Origin of the sequence: Citrobacter sp. Cu096 (assembly GCF_030332285.1) — a bacterium.
Taxonomy (GTDB): domain Bacteria; phylum Pseudomonadota; class Gammaproteobacteria; order Enterobacterales; family Enterobacteriaceae; genus Citrobacter; species Citrobacter meridianamericanus.
Genome location: NZ_JAOWID010000030.1, coordinates 949,656 through 972,204 on the forward strand (window position 1 = coordinate 949,656; position 22,549 = coordinate 972,204).

General features: G+C 52.6%; 20 protein-coding genes. 11 read left to right on the forward strand and 9 right to left on the reverse strand.

The window, feature by feature from the left end; translation table 11 throughout:
• Positions 1 to 566: 566 nt before the first annotated feature.
• Together OGX99_RS18910 and OGX99_RS18915 are read left to right on the forward strand one after the other, a co-directional pair.
• Positions 567 to 1,952, forward strand: coding sequence for a diaminobutyrate--2-oxoglutarate transaminase (locus OGX99_RS18910; protein ID WP_252837648.1), 1,386 nt, complete (start codon positions 567 to 569; stop codon positions 1,950 to 1,952).
• Positions 1,953 to 1,958: 6 nt separating this feature from the next.
• On the forward strand, positions 1,959 to 3,431 hold the full coding sequence (locus tag OGX99_RS18915; RefSeq protein ID WP_286544687.1) for a pyridoxal phosphate-dependent decarboxylase family protein: 1,473 nt from the start codon (positions 1,959 to 1,961) through the stop codon (positions 3,429 to 3,431).
• Positions 3,432 to 3,527: 96 nt separating this feature from the next.
• On the opposite strand, the gene dauA is transcribed toward OGX99_RS18915, so the two are convergent.
• The 4 genes from dauA to lolB form a co-directional block, all read right to left on the reverse strand.
• On the reverse strand, positions 3,528 to 5,210 hold the full coding sequence (gene dauA, locus OGX99_RS18920; protein WP_151219406.1) for a C4-dicarboxylic acid transporter DauA: 1,683 nt from the start codon (positions 5,208 to 5,210) through the stop codon (positions 3,528 to 3,530).
• A 124-nt stretch (positions 5,211 to 5,334) separates the two neighbouring features.
• Positions 5,335 to 6,282, reverse strand: a complete 948-nt coding sequence (gene prs / locus OGX99_RS18925; RefSeq protein ID WP_001518537.1) for a ribose-phosphate diphosphokinase — start codon at positions 6,280 to 6,282, stop codon at positions 5,335 to 5,337.
• A 266-nt stretch (positions 6,283 to 6,548) separates the two neighbouring features.
• Positions 6,549 to 7,400 (reverse strand): 4-(cytidine 5'-diphospho)-2-C-methyl-D-erythritol kinase, encoded by an 852-nt coding sequence (ispE, locus tag OGX99_RS18930; protein ID WP_151219405.1) that lies wholly within the window; start codon positions 7,398 to 7,400, stop codon positions 6,549 to 6,551.
• On the reverse strand, positions 7,397 to 8,020 hold the full coding sequence (gene lolB / locus OGX99_RS18935; RefSeq protein ID WP_151219404.1) for a lipoprotein insertase outer membrane protein LolB: 624 nt from the start codon (positions 8,018 to 8,020) through the stop codon (positions 7,397 to 7,399). The genes ispE and lolB overlap by 4 nt, the downstream gene beginning before the upstream one ends.
• A 211-nt stretch (positions 8,021 to 8,231) precedes the next feature.
• Between lolB and hemA the strand changes: the two genes are divergently transcribed.
• Genes hemA through kdsA form a run of 6 tightly spaced genes read left to right on the forward strand, consistent with a single transcriptional unit; the run spans position 8,232 to position 13,536 of the window.
• Positions 8,232 to 9,488: a glutamyl-tRNA reductase gene (gene hemA / locus OGX99_RS18940; RefSeq protein ID WP_286544690.1), complete on the forward strand. Its 1,257-nt coding sequence runs from the start codon at positions 8,232 to 8,234 to the stop codon at positions 9,486 to 9,488.
• A 41-nt stretch (positions 9,489 to 9,529) separates the two neighbouring features.
• Positions 9,530 to 10,612 (forward strand): peptide chain release factor 1, encoded by a 1,083-nt coding sequence (prfA, locus tag OGX99_RS18945; RefSeq protein ID WP_151219402.1) that lies wholly within the window; start codon positions 9,530 to 9,532, stop codon positions 10,610 to 10,612.
• Complete coding sequence (prmC, locus tag OGX99_RS18950) at positions 10,612 to 11,445, forward strand: peptide chain release factor N(5)-glutamine methyltransferase (protein ID WP_187259579.1); 834 nt, start codon at positions 10,612 to 10,614, stop codon at positions 11,443 to 11,445. The genes prfA and prmC overlap by 1 nt, the downstream gene beginning before the upstream one ends.
• Complete coding sequence (sirB2, locus tag OGX99_RS18955; protein WP_151219400.1) at positions 11,442 to 11,834, forward strand: invasion regulator SirB2; 393 nt, start codon at positions 11,442 to 11,444, stop codon at positions 11,832 to 11,834. The genes prmC and sirB2 overlap by 4 nt, the downstream gene beginning before the upstream one ends.
• A 2-nt stretch (positions 11,835 to 11,836) precedes the next feature.
• A complete protein-coding gene (gene sirB1, locus OGX99_RS18960) occupies positions 11,837 to 12,646 on the forward strand; it encodes an invasion regulator SirB1 (protein ID WP_187252325.1) in 810 nt (269 codons plus the stop codon).
• A gap of 35 nt (positions 12,647 to 12,681) precedes the next feature.
• Positions 12,682 to 13,536, forward strand: coding sequence for a 3-deoxy-8-phosphooctulonate synthase (kdsA, locus tag OGX99_RS18965; protein WP_003020772.1), 855 nt, complete (start codon positions 12,682 to 12,684; stop codon positions 13,534 to 13,536).
• Between the two features lie 97 nt (positions 13,537 to 13,633).
• On the opposite strand, the gene chaA is transcribed toward kdsA, so the two are convergent.
• Complete coding sequence (chaA, locus tag OGX99_RS18970; protein WP_003020769.1) at positions 13,634 to 14,734, reverse strand: sodium-potassium/proton antiporter ChaA; 1,101 nt, start codon at positions 14,732 to 14,734, stop codon at positions 13,634 to 13,636.
• A 402-nt stretch (positions 14,735 to 15,136) separates the two neighbouring features.
• Between chaA and OGX99_RS18975 the strand changes: the two genes are divergently transcribed.
• A complete protein-coding gene (locus OGX99_RS18975) occupies positions 15,137 to 15,832 on the forward strand; it encodes a gamma-glutamylcyclotransferase (RefSeq protein WP_252837647.1) in 696 nt (231 codons plus the stop codon).
• A 54-nt stretch (positions 15,833 to 15,886) separates the two neighbouring features.
• Here OGX99_RS18975 and OGX99_RS18980 read toward each other — a convergent pair whose 3' ends face one another.
• Positions 15,887 to 16,132 (reverse strand): DUF1883 domain-containing protein, encoded by a 246-nt coding sequence (locus OGX99_RS18980; RefSeq protein WP_003020763.1) that lies wholly within the window; start codon positions 16,130 to 16,132, stop codon positions 15,887 to 15,889.
• A gap of 262 nt (positions 16,133 to 16,394) precedes the next feature.
• Complete coding sequence (locus tag OGX99_RS18985) at positions 16,395 to 16,748, reverse strand: DsrE/DsrF/TusD sulfur relay family protein (protein ID WP_151219398.1); 354 nt, start codon at positions 16,746 to 16,748, stop codon at positions 16,395 to 16,397.
• 175 nt (positions 16,749 to 16,923) lie between these two features.
• Between OGX99_RS18985 and OGX99_RS18990 the strand changes: the two genes are divergently transcribed.
• Entirely contained in the window at positions 16,924 to 18,309 is a 1,386-nt protein-coding gene (locus OGX99_RS18990; protein WP_210905166.1) for a YchO/YchP family invasin, read from the forward strand.
• Positions 18,310 to 18,316: 7 nt separating this feature from the next.
• On the opposite strand, the gene narL is transcribed toward OGX99_RS18990, so the two are convergent.
• On the reverse strand, positions 18,317 to 18,967 hold the full coding sequence (gene narL, locus OGX99_RS18995) for a two-component system response regulator NarL (RefSeq protein WP_045443652.1): 651 nt from the start codon (positions 18,965 to 18,967) through the stop codon (positions 18,317 to 18,319).
• Positions 18,960 to 20,756, reverse strand: coding sequence for a nitrate/nitrite two-component system sensor histidine kinase NarX (gene narX, locus OGX99_RS19000; RefSeq protein WP_151219396.1), 1,797 nt, complete (start codon positions 20,754 to 20,756; stop codon positions 18,960 to 18,962). The genes narL and narX overlap by 8 nt, the downstream gene beginning before the upstream one ends.
• A gap of 336 nt (positions 20,757 to 21,092) precedes the next feature.
• On the opposite strand from narX, the gene OGX99_RS19005 reads away from it, so the two are divergent.
• A complete protein-coding gene (locus OGX99_RS19005; RefSeq protein ID WP_252837646.1) occupies positions 21,093 to 22,484 on the forward strand; it encodes a NarK family nitrate/nitrite MFS transporter in 1,392 nt (463 codons plus the stop codon).
• The last annotated feature ends 65 nt before the right edge of the window (positions 22,485 to 22,549 follow it).

The following is a 22,549-nucleotide window of genomic DNA, read 5'->3' on the forward strand; positions in this document are numbered from 1 at the left end:
TTTTCATTCTCGGCATAAGGGAACGATGTTCACCTTACGAAATGTCCGCCCGCGAACATTTCTGCTGACAACCCAGGGAATTCCTGTTGTCGATAACACGTGTCGCCTGTACGCGTTACCGGGTGCTGCGCATTAATTTTATTTACATAGCCTGTAAATAAGCGCGCCATACTAAGTGATTTATATTAAGGGATCGACTTTTTTATTCGATTTATCGGCAAATAAGTGAAAAATCATGTCGTAACAAGAAAGTGCGTACATCATTAATGGTAAAAACGTGTAAAAAAATAATAAAAACATGAAAATCCCATGGTTTTTATAACATCGTATGCGTTGCAATTGGCTACGGCATTGTTAATTAAATAGCTATATTTGTTTAGGATTTAGTAATGGTTGGAGAGGTTTACATATTGAAATTTAAGGGGAAAGTGATTATTTGAGACGTCTAAAAATAAATGATTGAGTCCTAAGCTAAAACAACATATATTAGCCGCGCTTTTTTACAGGTAATCCTTATAACCATTTATTCAATCAGGCGTTAATCTACACCTGGTTGTAGGAGTGATATGATGACGGATAAAGTCCGTATTGATACTTTAAGTGCTAATTCATTACCACAGAGCAATGATACCTTTTTAGCAAGACAGGCTGAGTTTGAATCTAATGTCCGCAGCTATCCACGTAAACTGCCATTGGCGATTGCTAAAGCGCAGGGCGTCTGGATTACCGACGTAGAAAATAATCAATATCTTGATTGCCTGGCAGGTGCCGGAACCCTGGCGCTTGGTCATAATCATCCTGAAGTGCTGCAGAGCATTCAAAGTGTCATCACAAGCGGCTTACCGTTACATACGCTCGATCTTACTACCCCGTTAAAAGATGAATTTTCATCTTATTTACTGTCTTTATTACCGGGCCAGGGCAAAGAATATTGCCTGCAGTTCACCGGACCGTCCGGTGCAGATGCCGTTGAAGCGGCCCTGAAGCTGGCGAAAAAAGTGACTGGTCGTTCCAGCGTGATCAGCTTCTCCGGCGGCTACCACGGGATGACTCACGGCGCGCTGTCTGTGACCGGTAACCTGTCACCGAAAGAAGCCGTCAGCAACATGATGGCGGAAGTGCAGTTCATGCCGTATCCGCATCAATACCGCTGCCCGCTGGGTATCGGTGGCGAGGCTGGCGTTAAAGCATTAACCTATTACTTCGAAAACCTGATCAACGACGTTGAAAGCGGCGTGCGTAAACCGGCTGCCGTGATCCTCGAAGCCGTGCAGGGCGAAGGCGGCGTGAACCCGGCTCCGGTCGAGTGGTTACAGCGTATTCGTAAAGTGACCCAGGAACACGGCATTCTGCTGATCATTGATGAAGTACAGGCTGGTTTCGCGCGTACCGGTAAACTGTTCGCCTTCGAACACGCCGGTATCGAACCAGATATCATCGTGATGTCCAAAGCGGTTGGCGGTGGTCTGCCACTGGCGGTTCTCGGTATTAAAAAACAATTCGATGCATGGGCACCAGGGCACCACACCGGTACTTTCCGCGGCAACCAGTTGGCGATGGCGACCGGCCTGACAACGTTGAAAATCCTCAAAGACGACAAGATTGCCGATAAAGTGGCTGCCCAGGGCGAGTGGCTGAAAGGCAAGCTGGCTGACCTGCAGAAACGCTACCCGGTGATTGGCCATGTACGTGGTCTGGGTCTGATGATTGGTATTGAAATCGTTAAGCCGAACGAAGCGCAGGATCACATGGGCTGCTACCCGGCCGATGGCGAGCTATCCGCGCTGCTGCAGAAAAAATGCTTCGAAAACGGCCTGATTCTGGAGCGCGGCGGTCGCAACGGTTGCGTGCTGCGTCTGCTGCCGTCACTGCTGATCACCAACGCTGAGCTGGAAATTTTCCTCGATAAATTCGAAAACGCCCTGCTGGGCGCTGGCATTAAGCCGGTTTAAACGGAGTTGGATCGAATGTCAGACCTAAACCCGATTCTGTCCGGCTCGGCGCAAAGCATCGCAGCCTATCAGGATGCTATCGAGCAGAGTACGAGAGCGGTGGTTGAATGGTTGAAGCAGCCTGAGATGTATCAGGGCAAAACCGTTGAACAGCTGCGCGAACGCATCAACCTGAATTTTACGTCTCAGGGCCTGGGCAACCAGGCCGCTATTGAGCGTGCGGTTGAATACTTTCTGAAAGACAGCCTGTTAGTGCACCATGCCCAGTGCGTGGCGCACCTGCATTGTCCGAGCCTGGTGATTAGCCAGGCGGCGGAAGTGCTGATCAACGCCACTAACCAGAGCATGGACTCCTGGGACCAGAGCCCATCCGCCACCATCATTGAGATCAAATTGATCGAATGGCTGCGCGAGCAGGTGGGCTATGCGGCGGGCGACGCCGGCGTGTTCACCAGCGGCGGCACTCAGAGTAACCTGATGGGCCTGATGCTGGCGCGTGATGCTTTCTTTGCACGCCAGGGTCATTCCATTCAGCAGGATGGTTTGATCGGCGATCTGAGCAAAATCAAAGTGTTTTGCTCAGAAAGCGCTCACTTCTCCGTGCAGAAGAACATGGCGCTGATGGGGCTGGGTTACCGCTCAGTGACCCAGGTGAAGACCGATGCGTTCTCCCGCATGGATGTGGCTGACCTGAAAGATAAGCTGGCCCAGGCGAAAGCGAACGGCGAGCAGGTGATGGCGATTGTTGCCACCGCAGGGACCACCGATGCAGGCGCCATCGATCCGTTAGCGGATATCGCGGCGTTGGCGGCGGAGCATCAGATTTGGTTGCACGTGGATGCAGCCTGGGGCGGGGCGTTATTGCTGTCTGAGAAGTATCGCAACTTCCTGAACGGCCTTGAGCTGGCAGATTCTGTGACTCTGGATTTCCACAAACAGTTCTTCCAGACCATCAGTTGCGGCGCGTTCCTGTTAAAAGATGCTCGCCACTATGAACTGATGCGCTATCAGGCGGCGTACCTGAACTCTGATTTCGATGAAGAAGCTGGCGTGCCGAATCTGGTGTCGAAGTCGCTGCAGACCACGCGCCGTTTTGATGCGTTGAAGCTGTGGATGGGGCTCGAAGCGCTGGGCAAAAAGCAGTATGCCGAAATCATTGATAATGGCGTAACGCTGGCACGCGATGTAGCTGAGTTTGTCAAAACTCAGCCGCACCTGGAACTGGTGATGGAGCCGCAACTGGCAAGCGTGTTGTTCCGCTCCCGTCCTGAAAGCGACGATATGGCGTTCGTTGCACTACTGAACCAACGTATTGGCGACGTTCTGCTGGCTTCGGGTAGCGCCAACGTCGGGGTGACTGAAGCGGATGGCATCACCTGTCTGAAGCTGACGCTGCTGAACCCGACGGTGTGTCTGGAGGATGTGAAAGCCCTGTTGGCCAGCGTTAAGGTAATGGCTGAAAAGTTGCTGAAAGCGTAAGCAATAAGCTTGTTATAAAAATGGCTCCCACTACGGGAGCCATTTTTTTGCCTGTCATTTATGGCCTTGCGGCGCTTCCCTTAGCCGGGATAGACGTCAGTTGATGTCCGCCAGCGCGGCGTCTTTATTCGGGAAGAATGCCAGACGCCCGGGGATCGGCTGAATACCTGCGCGAGCCATGGTACGCAGCGGCTGGAATTCCAGGTTAGATACCCGCAGTTCGCAGCCTTCAGGCAGCTTTTTGACAAAGCGCTGGAAGGCGTCCAGACCACCGGCATCCAGTACCGGGACGGCGTCCCATTTCAGCACCACAATGCGTTTACCTGCAATACGCGACTCGAGATCGGTAAATAATCCCTCCGCAGCGGCAAAGAACAGTGGGCCAATGACGCGCAGCACCAGCACATCATCCGGTACGTCTACGTTGACCGGTGCCAGACGCGTCATGCGGGCAATACGGCGCATAAACAGCAGAGAAGCGAGAACGATACCGACGCTGATGGCGATAACCATATCGAACAACACCGTCAGCGACATACACATCAGCATGACAATGATGTCGTCTTTTGGCGCATGACGCAGCAGATCCACCACTTTATGCGCTTCACTCATGTTCCATGCCACCATTAGCAACAGCGCGGCCATGGCGGAAAGCGGTAACCAGGAAAGCAGTGGCGCAAGCACCAGCAGGGCGAGGATCACCAGAATTGCGTGGATGACCGCAGAAATTGGCGAGGTCGCTCCGGCACGGACGTTTGCCGCTGAACGGGCAATTGCCGCCGTGGCAGTGATACCGCCAAAGAACGGGGCGACGATATTGCCCAGACCCTGGCCAATCAGCTCGCTGTTGGCTTTATGCTTGGTACCGGTCATCCCATCGAGGACGACAGCGCACAGCAGAGATTCGATTGCCCCGAGCATTGCCATCGAGAAGGCTGCCGGTAACAGCGCCTGTAACGAGCTCCAGCTAAGGGTAAAGTTTGATTCTGGCATATTCCACGGTAAAACCAACTGCGGCAGCAGTTGTGGGATACCATTGCCTTGCGAGCCATCAGCCAGAATATAGTGGAACTGAGATCCGATGGTGGCGACATGGCCGCCGGTCAGGTTCACGATCCCCATCACTGCGCAGCCTGCCAGCAGTGCAGGAAGGTGTCCCGGTAATCGGATACCCAGACGTGGCCAGAAAATCAGGATCCCCAGTGTTACTACGCCAATCGCGGCATCACCCACGTTGATGGTCGGCAAGGCCATAAACAGCGCGCCAACCTTCTGCAAATAGTGCTCTGGAACATGGGGCATTTGCAGGCCGAGAAAATCTTTAATCTGCATGGTACCGATGGTGATACCAATACCCGAGGTAAAACCTAATGTCACAGACAGCGGAATATATTCGATCAGGCGGCCAAAGCGGGCGAGGCCGAAAAGGATCAGGAATATCCCGGACATTAACGTGGCAACCAGCAGGCCTGCCAGCCCAAACTGTTGCGATACCGGATACAGAATCACCACGAAGGCGGCGGTAGGGCCAGATACGCTAAAGCGCGAGCCCCCGGTAAGGGCGATAACGATCCCAGCGACGGCTGAGGTATACAGGCCGTACTGCGGAGCAACGCCACTGCCTATTGCCAGCGCCATCGCCAGTGGAATGGCAATGATCCCAACCGTTATCCCGGCGATCAGGTCGCGGGTAAAGCGGGAAGCAGTATATTTTTCTTTCCAACAAGCGTCGATGAGGGCGCGGAAAGGCATCACATGTGAGGAAAATAATCTGTTCACAATAATGTTTCATCCATGGGCGCATCATCTGTCAACTGAATGGCAGGTGAAGGAGGCAAAAGTCATACAAATAAATATTACAGATAAAAAAACCCGCCGCAGCGGGTTTTTGAGCCGGGCTCGATTAATGCTCGAACATAGCAGAGATGGATTCTTCGTTGCTGATACGACGAATCGCTTCGGCCAGCATACCCGACAGGGTCAATGTACGCACGTTTGGCAATGCTTTGATTTCGTCAGTCAGTGGAATGGTGTCACAGACAACGACTTCATCAATCACAGAGTTGCGCAGGTTGTTTGCCGCATTACCTGAGAAGATCGGGTGGGTTGCGTAAGCAAATACGCGTTTTGCACCACGTTCTTTCAGTGCTTCTGCTGCTTTACACAGCGTACCGCCGGTATCGATCATGTCATCAACCAGTACGCAGTCACGACCAGCAACGTCACCAATAATGTGCATCACCTGAGAAACGTTCGCACGCGGGCGACGTTTGTCGATGATAGCCATGTCGGTATCGTTCAGCAGTTTAGCGATAGCGCGGGCACGCACGACGCCACCGATATCCGGAGAAACCACAATCGGGTTGTCCAGATTCAGCTGCAGCATGTCTTCTAACAGGATCGGGCTACCGAATACGTTATCAACCGGTACGTCGAAGAAGCCCTGGATCTGTTCAGCATGCAGGTCAACGGTGAGGACGCGGTCAACGCCAACGCTGGACAGGAAATCAGCGACGACTTTAGCGGTAATCGGAACACGAGCGGAACGTACGCGACGATCCTGACGTGCATAGCCGAAGTAAGGAATAACGGCGGTGATACGGCCTGCGGAAGCACGGCGCAGCGCATCAACCATAACGACCAATTCCATCAGGTTGTCGTTAGTAGGGGCACAAGTGGACTGGATGATGAAAATATCACCACCGCGTACATTTTCATTGATTTGTACGCTGACTTCGCCGTCGCTAAAGCGACCTACAGCGGCGTCGCCGAGTGAAGTGTACAGGCGGTTGGCAATACGTTGTGCTAGTTCCGGGGTGGCGTTACCAGCAAAAAGCTTCATATCAGGCACGAGAAGAACCTCAGGCATGCGTCCATTGGTGGAAAGAATCTGCCGAAAACTGTGCGGGCCGGGCAGAATCCTCTCCATGCGGTGTATTAAAGAGCGCGATGCAACGTCTGGAACAGGGTGACGTTGTCACCGCAACTCAGCTTGCCCGGCTTACTCGGTATCCTTCACGTTTCATGTGCGCTGGCATCAATTCCTCGCACCAGTGACATACGTTTGTATGCTCCTGGCGACTCGTCATTTCGCCATCTTCCTGAAACCCGAAGGATTTAGAGTAACGCTCTTTGCAATGGGGAGAGGTTGACGCCTTTCGCCACAAAGCCTTTGAGCCATTCCGGGGCTTGCTCAAGCACCTGGCGAGCACGAGACTCAGTGTCAAATTCAGCAAAGACACAAGCCCCTGTACCAGTCAGGCGCGACGGCGCGTATTCTAACAGCCAGGAAAGCGCCGCATCAACCTCGCGAAAACGTTTTCTTGCGATAACCTCGCAATCATTGCCGAATTCACATTTTAGTAACGTTTCTATTGACCTTTTTGGCGTATTACGCGGGAGGTCGGGATCTTTAAAAATCACCGGCGTTGGAATGCTGACTCCCGGATGAGCAACCAGATACCACTTTTCCTTCGGCTCGACCGGCGTCAGAATTTCTCCCACACCTTCGGCAAAAGCCGCATGACCGCGTACGAACACAGGAACATCCGCTCCCAGCGTCAGGCCGATCGCCGCTAGCTCATCCACGGAAAGTCCGCACTGCCAGAGATGATTCAGCGCCACCAGAACGGTCGCCGCATTTGATGAACCACCGCCGAGGCCACCGCCCATCGGCAGGCGCTTTTCGATACTGATGTCCGCGCCGATTCCTTTGGGAAGGCGATTGCTTTCAGATGCCGTCGTCATTAGCAAACGCGCCGCACGGACGATCAGGTTGTCTTCATGCGCAACGCCTTCCACCGGAGTTAACAGGTGAATTTCATCGTCGCTACGCAGCGCAATATCTATCGTGTCGCCGTAATCCAGAAACTGGAACAACGTCTGCAGCGTATGGTAACCGTCCGCACGCTGCCCGGTGATGTATAAAAACAAATTCAGTTTTGCCGGAGAGGGCCAACGGGTCATCATTTCACAATCCAGTTGTCCATTTTCAGCTTAATACGCTGGGAGCCATCGGACAGTTCCATGTTCGCCGGCATCGCTGGCTGGATTTTGCTGTCGTAGGCGCTATAGACCACTTTCCAGTTTTTACCGTCTTTGCTGTAGTTCACTTCACTCAGACGATATTGGTCGTCGAGTTTATAATCGGTGGCGTCTCCCGGCAGTCCCAGGATCCACTGGCGTAAGCTGTTCAATGGAATAGGCATGCCGGTCAGTTTTCCAATCATCTCTTCGGCGTCGTCGGCGGTGTAGTGCTTACCTTTGTTATCGACAAGCTCGACGTTGCCCGGCTGCGCATTGAGTTCCAGTTCAGTGCTGCCCAGCGGGTTGGTCAGCAAGAGACGATAGCGATCCTGTCCGGTTTGCTGCCAGAAAAAGCGGGCATACACCTTCTGTTGATCGGAAATATAGGCAAACGCACCGCGCGTCTGATATTGGTTCAGGGCGCGTACTTCCTGCTGGTGCTGTCGCCACTGTGGAGAGTCGGGGCTTTTGCCAGGACCTTTCGGCGCGTTGAGCGTACAGGCAGTAAGAACCAGGGCCGCCAGCGGCAGCAGGCGAATCAGGCGAAAATCAGGCAGGGTCATAATGATGACAAATCCTTGAGATACGTTGCAGTTATAACGCTTAATGCTAGCGCCACCATCAGACATCGTCTACGTTCAAGTTATCTTAATTCGCTTAAATTTGTGCACTAAGCTATTACTCCAAAAGGGGGCAGTCTCTTTTATTGACCGCACGCATCCTGTATGATGCACCCAGTCTAACCTTATCAACGCTGGTACTATTCCCGCAGACATGACCCTTTTAGCGCTTGGTATTAACCATAAAACGGCACCTGTATCGCTGCGAGAACGCGTAACGTTTTCGCCGGATACGCTCGATCAGGCGCTGGACAGCCTGCTTGCGCAGCCAATGGTGCAGGGCGGGGTGGTATTGTCGACGTGTAACCGCACGGAGCTGTATCTCAGCGTTGAAGAGCAGGATAACCTGCAAGAAGCGCTGGTTCGCTGGCTGTGCGAATACCATAATCTCAATGAAGAAGACCTGCGCAATAGCCTGTACTGGCACCAGGACAACGACGCCGTCAGTCATCTGATGCGTGTCGCCAGCGGTCTGGATTCGCTGGTGCTCGGTGAGCCGCAGATTTTGGGGCAGGTGAAAAAAGCCTTCGCGGACTCGCAAAAAGGCCATCTGAACGCCAGCGCGTTGGAGCGCATGTTCCAGAAATCATTCTCTGTCGCTAAACGTGTACGTACAGAAACAGACATCGGCGCCAGCGCCGTGTCCGTAGCGTTTGCTGCCTGTACCCTGGCGCGGCAGATCTTTGAATCGCTCTCCACAGTAACCGTGCTGTTAGTGGGCGCAGGGGAAACCATCGAACTGGTTGCGCGACACCTGCGTGAGCACAAAGTGAAGAAGATGATCATCGCCAACCGTACGCGCGAGCGTGCGCAGGTGCTGGCTGATGAAGTTGGCGCCGAGGTGATTTCATTGAGTGATATCGACGCGCGTTTACAAGATGCCGATATTATTATCAGCTCCACCGCCAGCCCGCTGCCGATTATCGGTAAAGGAATGGTGGAGCGCGCGCTTAAAAATCGTCGTAACCAACCTATGCTGCTGGTGGATATCGCCGTACCGCGTGATGTCGAGCCGGAAGTCGGTAAGTTGCCCAACGCCTATTTGTACAGCGTTGACGACCTGCAAAGCATCATTTCGCATAACCTGGCGCAGCGCAAAGCGGCAGCCGTGGAAGCCGAAACGATTGTGGCGCAGGAAACCAGCGAGTTTATGGCCTGGCTACGCGCCCAGGGCGCAAGTGACACAATCCGCGAGTATCGCAGTCAGTCAGAACAGATCCGTGATGAACTGACCGCCAAAGCGTTGGCCGCTCTTCAACAGGGTGGTGATGCGCAAGCCATTATGCAGGATTTGGCCTGGAAACTGACCAACCGCCTGATTCATGCACCAACCAAATCACTTCAACAGGCCGCCCGTGACGGGGATAGTGAACGCCTGAATATTCTGCGCGACAGCCTCGGGCTGGAGTAGCAGCACACCAATCTTATTTTTTACAGGGTGCATTTACGCCTATGAAGCCTTCTATCGTTGCCAAACTGGAAGCCCTGCATGAACGCCATGAAGAAGTTCAGGCGCTGCTCGGCGATGCGGGTACTATCGCAGACCAGGAACGCTTTCGTGCATTGTCGCGCGAATATGCCCAATTAAGCGATGTATCCCGCTGTTTTACGGACTGGCAACAGGTTCAGGAAGATATCGAGACCGCTCAGATGATGCTCGACGATCCTGAAATGCGTGAAATGGCGCAGGATGAACTGCGCGAAGCTAAAGAGAAATGTGAACAGCTGGAACAGCATCTGCAGGTTCTGCTGCTACCAAAAGATCCCGATGATGAACGTAACGCCTTCCTCGAAGTGCGTGCGGGAACCGGTGGCGATGAAGCGGCGCTGTTTGCGGGCGATCTGTTCCGTATGTACAGCCGTTACGCTGAAGCGCGTCGCTGGCGGGTAGAGATCATGAGCGCCAGCGAAGGCGAGCATGGCGGCTATAAAGAAGTCATTGCCAAGATTAGCGGTGAAGGTGTTTATGGCCGACTGAAATTTGAGTCAGGCGGTCATCGCGTGCAGCGTGTTCCGGCGACGGAATCTCAGGGGCGTATTCACACCTCTGCCTGTACGGTCGCGGTCATGCCGGAACTACCGGATGCGGAACTGCCGGACATCAACCCGGCCGATCTGCGTATTGATACCTTCCGCTCATCCGGCGCTGGGGGTCAGCACGTAAACACCACCGACTCCGCTATCCGTATTACTCACTTGCCGACCGGTATTGTGGTCGAATGTCAGGACGAACGTTCACAGCATAAAAACAAAGCGAAAGCGATGTCGGTGCTGGGGGCGCGAATTCGTGCCGCCGAAGTGGCAAGACGTCAACAGGCGGAAGCCTCCGAACGTCGTAACCTGTTGGGCAGCGGCGATCGCAGCGATCGCAATCGTACCTATAACTTCCCGCAGGGGCGCGTGACCGATCACCGCATTAATCTCACGCTCTACCGTCTGGATGAAGCGATGGAAGGTAAACTGGATATGCTCATTGAGCCGATTGTCCAGGAATATCAGGCTGACCAACTGGCGGCATTGTCCGAGCAGGATTAATGGATTATCAGCACTGGCTGCGTGAAGCGATAAGCCAATTACAGGCAAGCGAAAGCCCGCGCCGTGACGCCGAGATTTTACTCGAGTTTGTGACCGGTAAGGGGCGCACCTTTATTCTGGCGTTTGGCGAAACGGTGTTAACCGAGGCGCAGCGTCAGCGGCTCGATACATTACTGGAACGCCGTCAGCGGGGGGAGCCTGTGGCACATCTGACCGGCGTGCGCGAGTTCTGGTCGCTGCCGCTGTTTGTGTCTCCGGCTACGCTTATTCCACGTCCGGATACCGAGTGTCTGGTTGAGCAGGCGCTGGCTCGTCTGCCTGCCTCTGCGTGTCGTATTCTCGATTTGGGAACCGGTACGGGCGCCATTGCGCTGGCGCTGGCAACCGAGCGTCCGGATTGCGCGGTGACCGCGGTTGACCGCATGCCCGATGCTGTAGCACTGGCAACCCGCAACAAACAGCATCTGGCTATCGACAATGTTTGCGTGCTGCAAAGCGACTGGTTCAGTGCTTTGCAGGGGCAGCAGTTTGACATGATTGTCAGCAATCCGCCGTATATCGACGAACAAGACCCGCACCTGGAGCAGGGCGATGTACGTTTTGAGCCGCTATCGGCACTGGTGGCGGGCGAGCAGGGAATGGCGGATATCGTGCATATCATTGACCAGTCTCGACAAATGCTAACGCCCGGCGGCTATCTGCTGCTGGAGCACGGCTGGCAGCAGGGACAGGCCGTCCGCGACGCCTATACTCATGCCGGTTACCAGACAGTTGAAACCTGCCGTGACTATGGCGGCAACGAGCGAATTACGCTTGGACGCCTTCCATCATGAGTTCCTTCAGAGTGTTACTCAACGTCCATCTCATCAGCATTGCGCTTTCTGTTGGTCTGTTGACGCTGCGTTTTTGGTGGCGTTACACCAACTCACGTCTTGCCTGCGCACGCTGGACGCGCATTGTGCCGCCAGTTGTGGATACCGTTTTATTACTCAGCGGCGTGGCGTTAATGCTTAAAGCGCACATCCTGCCATTCACTGAGCACGGGACATGGCTGACTGAAAAGCTGTTTGGGGTTATCATTTACATCGTTTTGGGTTTTATTGCGCTCGATTATCGTCGGGCGCGCAGTCAGCAGGCGCGATTAGTCGCATTTCCGCTGGCGCTGGTGGTGCTGTACATCATCATTAAACTCGCCACCACAAAAATACCGTTACTGGGGTAAGCATGAGGTCGTTAGCTGATTTCGAATTTAATAAAGCGCCATTGTGTGATGGGATGATCCTGGCGTCGGAGACTATCCGTCTGGATTTTCCAACACAAACTGTCTATGACGAACTGGAACGTCTGGTTAGTCTGGCGCAAGAAGAAATTAGCCAGCTCCTGTCTCAGGATGAGCAACTGGAAAAACTGCTGGCACTTTTTTATGGCGAATGGGGGTTTACGGACACCCACGGCGTCTATCGTCTTTCTGATGCACTATGGCTTGACCAGGTTCTGAAAAATCGTCAGGGCAGCGCCGTGTCGCTGGGCGCGATCTTATTATGGATTGCCAACCGACTGGAACTGCCGTTGGTGCCGGTGATTTTCCCGACACAACTCATCCTGCGTATTGAATCGCTCGATGGCGAAATGTGGCTAATCAATCCGTTCAATGGCGAAACGTTAAATGAGCACACGCTGGAAGTCTGGTTGAAAGGGAATATCAGCCCGGTTGCGGAGTTATTTAACGAGGACCTGGATGAAGCGGATAACGCGGAAGTGATCCGCAAACTGCTGGACACGCTGAAATCATCGCTGATGGAAGAGCGGCAAATGGAACTGGCCCTGCGTGCCAGCGAAGCATTATTACAGTTTAATCCTGAAGACCCGTATGAAATACGCGACCGTGGATTAATCTACGCGCAGCTGGAGTGTGAGCATGTTGCGCTGACCGATTTAAGCTATTTCGTTGAACAGTGTCCGGAAGACCCGATCAGCGAAATGATTCGTGCGCAGATTAATACTATTTCGCACAAACAAATTGTATTGCATTGATTAATGACACTTTACCTACCGTTTAAGGCGATCCTATGAAACAAAAAGTGGTTAGCATTGGCGACATCAACGTGGCAAATGACCTGCCGTTCGTGCTGTTTGGCGGAATGAACGTGCTGGAATCCCGCGATCTGGCGATGCGCATTTGTGAGCACTACGTAACCGTTACTCAAAAGCTGGGTATCCCTTACGTGTTCAAAGCCTCCTTTGATAAAGCCAACCGTTCTTCCATCCACTCTTACCGTGGACCGGGCCTTGAAGAAGGGATGAAAATCTTCCAGGAACTGAAGCAAACTTTTGGCGTAAAAGTGATCACCGACGTCCACGAAGCCAGCCAGGCGCAACCTGTTGCTGACGTGGTGGATGTGATTCAGTTGCCGGCATTCCTCGCTCGCCAGACCGATCTGGTGGAAGCGATGGCGAAAACCGGTGCCGTTATTAACGTGAAGAAACCGCAGTTCGTAAGCCCTGGTCAGATGGGTAATATCGTGGATAAATTCCATGAAGGCGGTAACGATAAGGTTATTCTCTGCGACCGTGGCGCGAACTTTGGTTATGACAACCTGGTTGTGGATATGCTGGGCTTTAGCGTGATGAAAAAGGTCTCCGGCAACTCGCCGGTGATTTTCGACGTGACCCATGCGCTGCAGTGTCGCGATCCGTTTGGTGCAGCAAGCGGTGGGCGTCGTGCGCAGGTTACCGAACTGGCGCGTGCAGGTATGGCAGTCGGTCTGGCAGGCCTGTTCATTGAAGCGCATCCGGATCCAGCCAATGCGAAATGCGATGGCCCATCCGCGCTGCCGCTGGCGAAACTGGAACAGTTCCTGACGCAGATTAAAGCCATTGATGACCTGGTGAAAAGCTTCGACGAGCTGGATACCGAGAACTAAGTCATTTTGTATACCTGACAGAGCTTGTGCTTATCAGGCCTACGAAAGGAAATAAAAAGCCGGACCCGACAAGTTGAGTCGGGTCCGGCTTTTTTCATCAGGCAAATATTGTCATCAGATAGGCGATAAACAGCGCCAGATGAGCCGCACCGTTAAGCACATTGGTGCGTCCAGTGGAGAAAGAGATATGGCACAGTACCAGTGATGAAACCATCACAATCATCTCTGGCGCGCCCAGCGCAAACACTAAATCATTTCCGGTTGCCCATGCGATCAGCGTCACCACCGGTACGGTCAGTGAAATAGTGGCTAATACCGAACCGAAGAACAAATTCATCGCCCGCTGTACCTGATTGCTCAGCACCGCTTTCAGCGCGCCCAGTCCTTCAGGAGAGAGGATGAGTAACGCGACCAGGAAACCGGTAAAGGCTACTGGTGCATTCAGTTCTGTCAGCAATGTCTCCAGTGGGCTGGCGTTCATCTTGGTTACGGCGATAACGGCGATCAGATGAATGATAAGCCAGGCGGCGTGCCACATATTGCTGTGTGCTGACGGCTTACCGTGATGCGGGTCGTCATCGTCGCCTTCGTCTTCATGCTCGTAAATAAACAGGCTTTGGTGGGTTTTGGTTTGAATCAGCAAAAATACACCGTACATTGCCGCAGAAATTAATGCGACCAACAGCGCCTGCGCCGTCGTGAAATTCGCGCCCGGTAAAGCCATTGGGAACACCAGTACAATAATGGCCAGTGGGAACAGGGCGATTAAATACTGTTTAATACCAAACAGGTTCATATACTGTGTAGCAAATTTACGTCCACCCAACAGTAATGAAAAACCGACCAGACCGCCGGTGACGATCATAATGATTGAATACAGCGTATCGCGCATGAGGGTAGGCGCAGCATCACCGGTCGCCATTAATGCCGAGATCAAACTGACTTCAAGAATAACAACGGACAGGCTGAGGATCAGTGACCCGTAGGGTTCGCCAAGTCGATGCGCTAATACATCCGCATGACGGACAACGCTGAATGCGCTGCTTAATATACCAATAAGGGCCAGCGCATTAATACCGATGACCACTGGTAGTGACTGACTGCTCCCCCAGAAGAACAGGACTACCAGCGCCAAAATCGGGAAGACGAGAGAGGTCTCCTTGTGGCGGGTTTTTACCGCCTCATGTACTTGTGTCATTGAACTAATTCTCCATCTCTGCAGGTATTTATAATTATAAAAGTATTAAAGAATGTAAAAAATAACAGATCTTTCGGTAATTCCGATCTGATTTTACGTAATTTTACGGCATGGAACATTTTTTGCATCAAAGCGAACAAAATTGCATATCTTGTTTATAGAGTATTTAAATAACAAAGCATTAGATTTTACCGTCAACAAGAATTGCTAATAGTACTGATACAAATGATAGTGCAGGGTTTAGCAACGCGAGAGGATATAAAGTGCCGTTGACGCTTTGTTGCCTTGCAAGCGAGCGGCGAATTGCCTATTGTCCAGCTATTGGTTTCAAAATGAGCAGTAAAAAGCCTGGAAGGCGTCAAAAAAGTTGTCGCACGGAAGCAGCAGTGGCGGAGGTGTAAGGTGTTAACGCGTGATTTTTTATTGAATGCCGACTGTAAGACGGCGTTTGGTGCTATTGAAGAATCACTACTCTGGTCAGCGGAACAACGGGCAGCTTCACTGGCCGCCACGCTTGCTTGCCGACCCGATGATGGACCGGTGTGGATCTTCGGTTATGGATCGTTGATGTGGAATCCGGCCTTAGAGTTTGATGAGTCCTGTACCGGGACGTTAGTCGGCTGGCACCGTGCTTTTTGCCTGCGCCTGACGGCGGGGAGAGGAACGGCGGGTCAGCCTGGACGCATGTTGGCCTTGAAAGAGGGCGGACGCACCACCGGCGTAGCCTACCGCTTACCGCACGCGTCGTTGGAACAAGAGCTTTCTTTACTGTGGAAGCGTGAAATGATAACCGGATGCTATCTGCCCACCTGGTGCCAGTTGGCGCTGGATGATGGTCGGACGGTGAACGCGCTGGTCTTCATTATGGATCCGCGCCATCCGCTGTTTGAGTCAGACACGCGTGCGCAGGTGATCGCTCCGCTTATTGCTGCGGCGAGCGGGCCTTTAGGCACCAACGCCCAGTATTTGTTCTCGCTGGAACAAGAGCTGGTTAAGTTGGGGATGCAGGATGACTGTCTTAACGATCTGGTGATTACGGTCAAACGATTGTTGGGAGAGAATCTGCCGGAGGGCGTTATGCGACCAGGGTATGCCTGAACCCCGCCAGGAACTGAATGCCCGAAAGCCAGACGCTTTTCGGGCATTTAACGCTTAGGCTGCAATATAACTTATCGAATGCTCAAGCGACTGGCTGTGGCTGTCGATCAGCACATTCCAGATGCCCGTATAGGGCACGGTCAGCCATGCGTTATCACGATCCTGCACGCTTAAAATGTCGGACTGCGTGTCTTTGACGTGATTTTTCTCGCTCATCAAATGGATATGACAGCGCTCAGAACAGCGCACAACCACCGTATCGCCACCAAATAACTTTAAACTCGCCTTCACTAATGCCATTTTTCACCCCGTTCTTGAAAACAACGTACTTTCTGTCGAAAGTGCTGCGTGATGTTGTTCACATTTCACTCATTGCATAACACCAAAGGGGGAGCAACAGGATGCTGATTTTGATCAAAAAATGGCATAACGATTAAACAAAAGTGATAAAATCCCTCAAAAGGGTTGAAAGGGCGTGCTAACGTTCAACGAAACCGCGCCCATCTACAATTAAATCCGGAAATTATCGACACTTTCAGTGCGCTTGCCTGAAAACGTTGTATCAGAAGGTCAATACCTTATCTGCATCCAGCGTCCATTGCGCCAGTTCAACCAGCGTGCCGACGGCCACTCCGTCAATTAACGGTAGCGCCGTGATCCCACGGCCATCGGTGCAGGTTTTGCACAGTTTCACCGGAACATTTTGCGCCGTCAGAATCTCCAGCATTTGCTGAATATTGTATCCTTCAGCGGGTTTCTGGCCACGCAATCCCGCAGTTACCGCGTCTGACATTAAAAACAGACGCAGGTCGAGAGAGCCTTCTTGTTCGCGCAAGGCGATAGCCAGACGCAGGCTGTTGAATAACGATTCGCTTCCGTAGGCCGCACCGTTCGCGACGATCACTATCTTTTGCATTTTTACTCCTTTTGCTGCATATGAGCGTTAATAACTGACACGTATGTTACACCTCTTTCTTGATGCCAGGATAATGCCGAAAAAGGTGGGAAGGGCTGAAAATCAATGCTGAAGACGTTATGGTTTAAGGTAAGTATGCCGCTGTGGCTAATTGATGTAAGAAACCGCTAACGATTTGAGCCATAATATTTATTTATCTCTCGCTGTATTCTCACTCTTGCCGTTGGCAGGCGGTACTGCCAGTGCGCAATCGTCTTTCATTCATCAGGCGGAAAACCCTTTCGATAACAATAGTGATGGCTTGCCCGATCTCGGCATGGCACCGGAGTCGCGGGCGGGCGAAAAGCACTTTGCCGAAATGGTCAAAGCGTTCGGTGAAGCCAGCATGACCGATAACGGGCTTGATACGGGTGAACAGGCGAAGCAGTTCGCGTTTGGTCAGGTGCGTGATACGGTTAGCGAGCAAGTGAATCAGCAACTGGAATCCTGGCTCTCTGTGTGGGGAAATGCCAGCGTTGGGTTGCAGGTTGATAACGAAGGCAGTTTTAACGGGAGTCGGGGGAGCTGGTTTATCCCGTGGCAAGACAATCAACGTTATCTCACCTGGAGCCAGCTGGGACTGACGCAGCAGGATGAAGGACTGGTCAGTAATGCGGGGATTGGGCAGCGCTGGGTACGTGACGGTTGGTTACTGGGTTACAACACCTTTTATGACAACCTGCTGGATGAAAATCTGCCCCGGGGAGGTCTCGGTGCAGAGGTATGGGGCAAAAATTTGCGCTTATCTGCTAACTATTATCAGCCGTTTTCCTCCTGGCAGGAGCGCTCTGTGACCCAGCAACAACGGATGGCCCGCGGCTATGATCTGACCGCGCAAATGCGCATGCCATTTTACCAACACCTTAATACCAGCATCAGTGTGGAGCAGTATTTTGGCGACCAGGTAGATCTTTTTCATTCGGGCACCGGGTACCACAACCCGGTGGCGATGAATCTCGGGCTGAGCTATACGCCGGTGCCGCTGATCACAGTGACAGCGCAGCACAAGCAGGGTGAAAGCGGCATCAGCCAGAATAACCTCGGCTTCACGCTCAATTACCGATTTGGCGTGCCGCTAAAAAAACAACTGATGGTCAGCGAGGTGGCAAACAGCCGTTCGCTGCGTGGCAGTCGTTATGACGATCCGCAGCGCAACAATCTGCCGACGCTGGAATATCGCCAGCGTAAAACCCTGTCGGTATTTTTGGCCACGCCACCGTGGGATCTCAAAGGGGGAGAGACGGTGGCGCTGAAATTGCAAGTACGTAGTCAGTATGGGATTCGCCACCTGACGTGGCAGGGCGATACCCAGGCGTTGAGCTTAACGGCTGGCAGTAATAGCAGAAGCGCGCAGGGCTGGACAATTATTATGCCAAAATGGGACAGCAGAGAAGGGGCGATGAACCGCTGGCGGTTGTCTGTGGTGGTAGAAGATGAGCTGGGCCAGCGTGTCTCTTCCAATGAGATCACGCTCTCACTGACCGAACCGTTTATTAACGTTTCGGAAAATGATCCTCGTTAATGCATTATCAGAAAATGCGTTCCTGATGCACCCATACCGCCGCTTCAACGCGTGATTTGAGCTTCATTTTCTTCAGCATATGTTTCACATGAACTTTTACCGTACTTTCGGTGATGTCCAGACGGCGGGCGATCATTTTGTTCGGCAGGCCCTGGGCGATCAGCTTAAGAATATCGCGTTCGCGCGGTGTCAGTTGGGTGACATCACGATCCGACGTTGCACGATTGGCGCGCAGGCTGGCGGCCAGAACCGGGGTTAGTGCTTCGCTTAGCACCATTTCACCAGCGGCTGCCTGCTGCAATGCTTTCAGCAAATCTTCCGGCTCCATATCTTTCAACAGATAGCCGTCGGCGCCACGCTTCAGTGCGGTAACCACGTCTTCTTCATGATTGGATACGCTAAACACCACGATACGGCCCGACAGCGATTTCTCACGCAGCTTGTCGAGTGTTTCCAGACCGTTCATGCCGGGCATGTTGAGATCGAGAAGGATCAGATCGGGATCAAGGGATTCTGCCAACTCAATACCCTGCTCGCCATTGCTGGCTTCACCGACCACGGTGATATCGGGCGCCATGCTGACAAGCTGTTTTACACCGGTTCGCAGCATCGGATGATCGTCGATCAACAGGATGGTTGCCGGTTCCTGATTACTCATGGGTATCTCCTTGGACTTCTGTGAAGTTTGTTTCGGGAATAAAAGTGACAGCAACTTCAGTACCGCCTGTCTCGCGACGGCGTACACGGCAATCGCCGCGCAAGCTCTGCGCGCGGTCACGCATGATTATCATACCGTAGTGGTTACTGCGTTCGGCGTTTTCTGGTACGCCACAGCCGTTATCTTGTACTGTCAGTTTGACCTGCTTGCCATTTTGCACCACCGTCACGACCACTTCATTGGCTTGCGAGTGTTTAAGAGCGTTGCTCAGGGCTTCGCGGGCAATTTGTAGCAGGTGAATCGCCTGATGTGAAGGGACCAGACGCGGCGGCAACTGATAATCCAGCTTAACCGTAAATCCAAAACGGGCGCTGTATTCCTGACAGCTGGCTTCCAGCGCGGGTCGCAATCCAGGTTCCGTCAGCTGTAAACGGAAGGTCGTCAACAGCTCACGCAGTTGCGCCCACGAAGCATTCAGCTCATTACGAATTTGGCTGAGCAGCTCGCGGCAGTTATCTGAAAGCGCATCGCCCTGCATCTGCAAACAGCTAACCTGCATCTTCATACAGGAGAGCGATTGTGCAATAGAATCATGAAGTTCGCGCGCAATGGTGGCACGCTCTTCCATCACGATCAACTGCTGCTGACGCTCCTGATGCCTGTCGAGTGCAAGCGTTGCGGTCAGTTGCTCAACCAGCGTATCGACCAGCTGCTGTTGATCGTGGCTGAGATGGCGTCCGTACGGCAACGTGGCGAGCAGAATACCATATTGTGTATGTGTATCGGTCAGACGCCATTTCAGTGTGATACCGCCGTCAATGGCAGGTAGCGTCCCACGTGGACACAAATGACAGCCTTTCTCATCACAACTGGCATCGGACTGACAGGTAAATTCCTGGTGGTTATCTTCATCTTCCAGGTCATAGACCCGCAGTTCTATATCATGCAGCAGGGTTAAATTTTGCAGGCCGTTCAATACCGGGGAGAGGCGTTCGCATAACGGCACCTGTGAGTGCAGACGGCGGTTGGCTTGCCACAGGAAAGAGAGGATCTGATTTTTATGCTCCAGCCCCGCCGTTTTCTCCTGTACGCGTTGTTCCAGCACGGCATAACTCTCAGCCAGTTCTTCCGACATGTTATTCAGTGCCGAACCCAGAGCCGCCATCTCATTACGCCCGCTAATATGCGCGCGTTGGGTAAAATCACGCTGGCTGACCGCTCGCGCCATTATCAGCAGCTGTTTCCAGGGCTGTAACAGACGCACCCGCAGCCAGATAATAGTGAAGACCAGCAGCAATGCCATAAATATGGCCATCAGGCGATGCAGCAGGACGACGCGTTCAATACGTAATTCGGTAGTATGATCAAAGGCGGTAACCAGTTTATCCAGTCCAACCACAAAGCGCGTAACATCCTGCGCGACCGCATCAGGTGTCTGCGCATGTAAAAGCCCCGGTGCCAGTTCGGTATGCCAGTAATCCTGTAATGCTTTTAACTGCGTTTGCTGTCCGTCGCGCTCAGCAGCACGCGTCAATTCCGGACTAAACGCCGTTTTCTCCATTTCATCCAGTAGCGGTTGATCATTAGCATCCAACGGGATAGCTGCCAGCAGGCGATAGCTTTGCATACGTAGCGAGCCTGCTTTGTTGATTGCATGCGCGCTACCCTGAACGCCCTGAACCAGCCAGCCGGAGACAGCCATACCTGCCACGCCGATGGCAGTGGACAACAAAACAATCAGCGCCACCTGGTTGACCAGCGTCAGCGGAGAGAGACAACGTTTAAACATGGTGACTTGTTCCTTCGGATTTCGCAGAACAGAAAACCTTATTGAATGACGATGCTGCAGGCAGTGGCGTTATTCTCGACGATACACTGGAGTATACCCATACCTCAAACGGGCTACCTCTTAATTGCCGTCAGGGGGAGTGTTCATGGACGAGGGGGAGTAGGGGACGGCAGAGGCGTGAAAAACCACATATTTTTTACCTAAGTTATGTACTCACTTAGGGTAATGACAAATTTTAGGCCTGAATAATGACACCTTTTCCTTTGATTTATATCAACTTACCTCCAGCTGTAAACCCTAATGTTGCAGGCATCGAAACAAGTATCAGAGGTGTCTATGAGTCACTCATCTGCCCCGGAAAGGGCATCTGGAGCTGTAATTACCGAATGGCGGCCAGAAGATCCCGCCTTCTGGCAACAGCGTGGTCAACGAATCGCCAGCCGTAACCTGTGGATTTCCGTTCCTTGCTTGCTGCTGGCGTTTTGTGTGTGGATGTTATTTAGCGCCGTGGCGGTGAATTTACCGAAAGTTGGATTTGATTTCACTACCGAACAACTGTTCATGTTGACGGCATTACCCTCGGTGTCCGGCGCGTTGCTGCGTGTACCGTACTCCTTCATGGTTCCCCTGTTTGGTGGCCGTCGCTGGACGGCATTCAGTACCGGTATCCTGATCATTCCTTGTGTATGGTTAGGCTTTGCGGTGCAGGATACCTCCACGCCATTTAGTACCTTTATAATTATCTCTCTGCTGTGCGGTTTTGCCGGCGCGAACTTTGCTTCCAGCATGGCAAATATCAGTTTCTTCTTTCCAAAACAGAAACAGGGTGGCGCGCTGGGGCTGAACGGTGGCCTGGGCAACATGGGTGTCAGCGTGATGCAGTTGGTCGCTCCGCTGGTGGTTTCACTGTCAATCTTTGCCGCGTTCGGTAGCCACGGCGTTGCACAACCGGATGGCACGCAGTTGTATCTGGCAAATGCCGCATGGATTTGGGTGCCATTCCTCGCTATTTTCACGCTGGCCGCATGGTTCGGTATGAACGAACTGGCAACCTCCAAAGCCTCGCTGAAAGAGCAATTACCAGTGCTGAAACGCGGGCATTTGTGGATTATGAGCCTGCTGTATCTGGCGACCTTCGGTTCCTTTATCGGTTTCTCAGCTGGATTTGCGATGCTGTCGAAAACGCAATTCCCTGAGGTGCAGATCCTGCATTACGCCTTCTTTGGCCCGTTCATTGGTGCTTTGGCGCGTTCTGCAGGTGGCGCAATCTCTGACCGTCTGGGCGGAACCCGTGTCACACTGGTGAACTTCATGCTGATGGCTATTTTCAGTGCCTTATTGTTCCTGACGCTGCCATCAAATGGTGTCGGAGGCAACTTCATTGCTTTCTTCGCAGTGTTCCTGGCGCTGTTCCTGACGGCCGGGCTGGGGAGTGGTTCAACCTTCCAGATGATCTCCGTTATCTTCCGTAAACTGACGATGGACAGAGTAAAAGCTGAAGGCGGTTCAGAAGAGAAAGCGATGCGTGAAGCAGCAACCGATACGGCGGCGGCGTTGGGCTTTATCTCTGCTATTGGTGCGATCGGTGGCTTCTTTATTCCGAAAGCATTTGGTACATCCCTGGCATTAACCGGTTCTCCGGTCGGTGCGATGAAAGTCTTTTTGATCTTCTATGTCGCTTGTGTGGTTATCACCTGGGCGGTATACGGACGTCATTCTAAAAAGTAAAAAAGCAGTAACTGTTGATTATCCATTGCGCGGCGTTAGACCGCGCTTTTTTTTGCTTATCATTA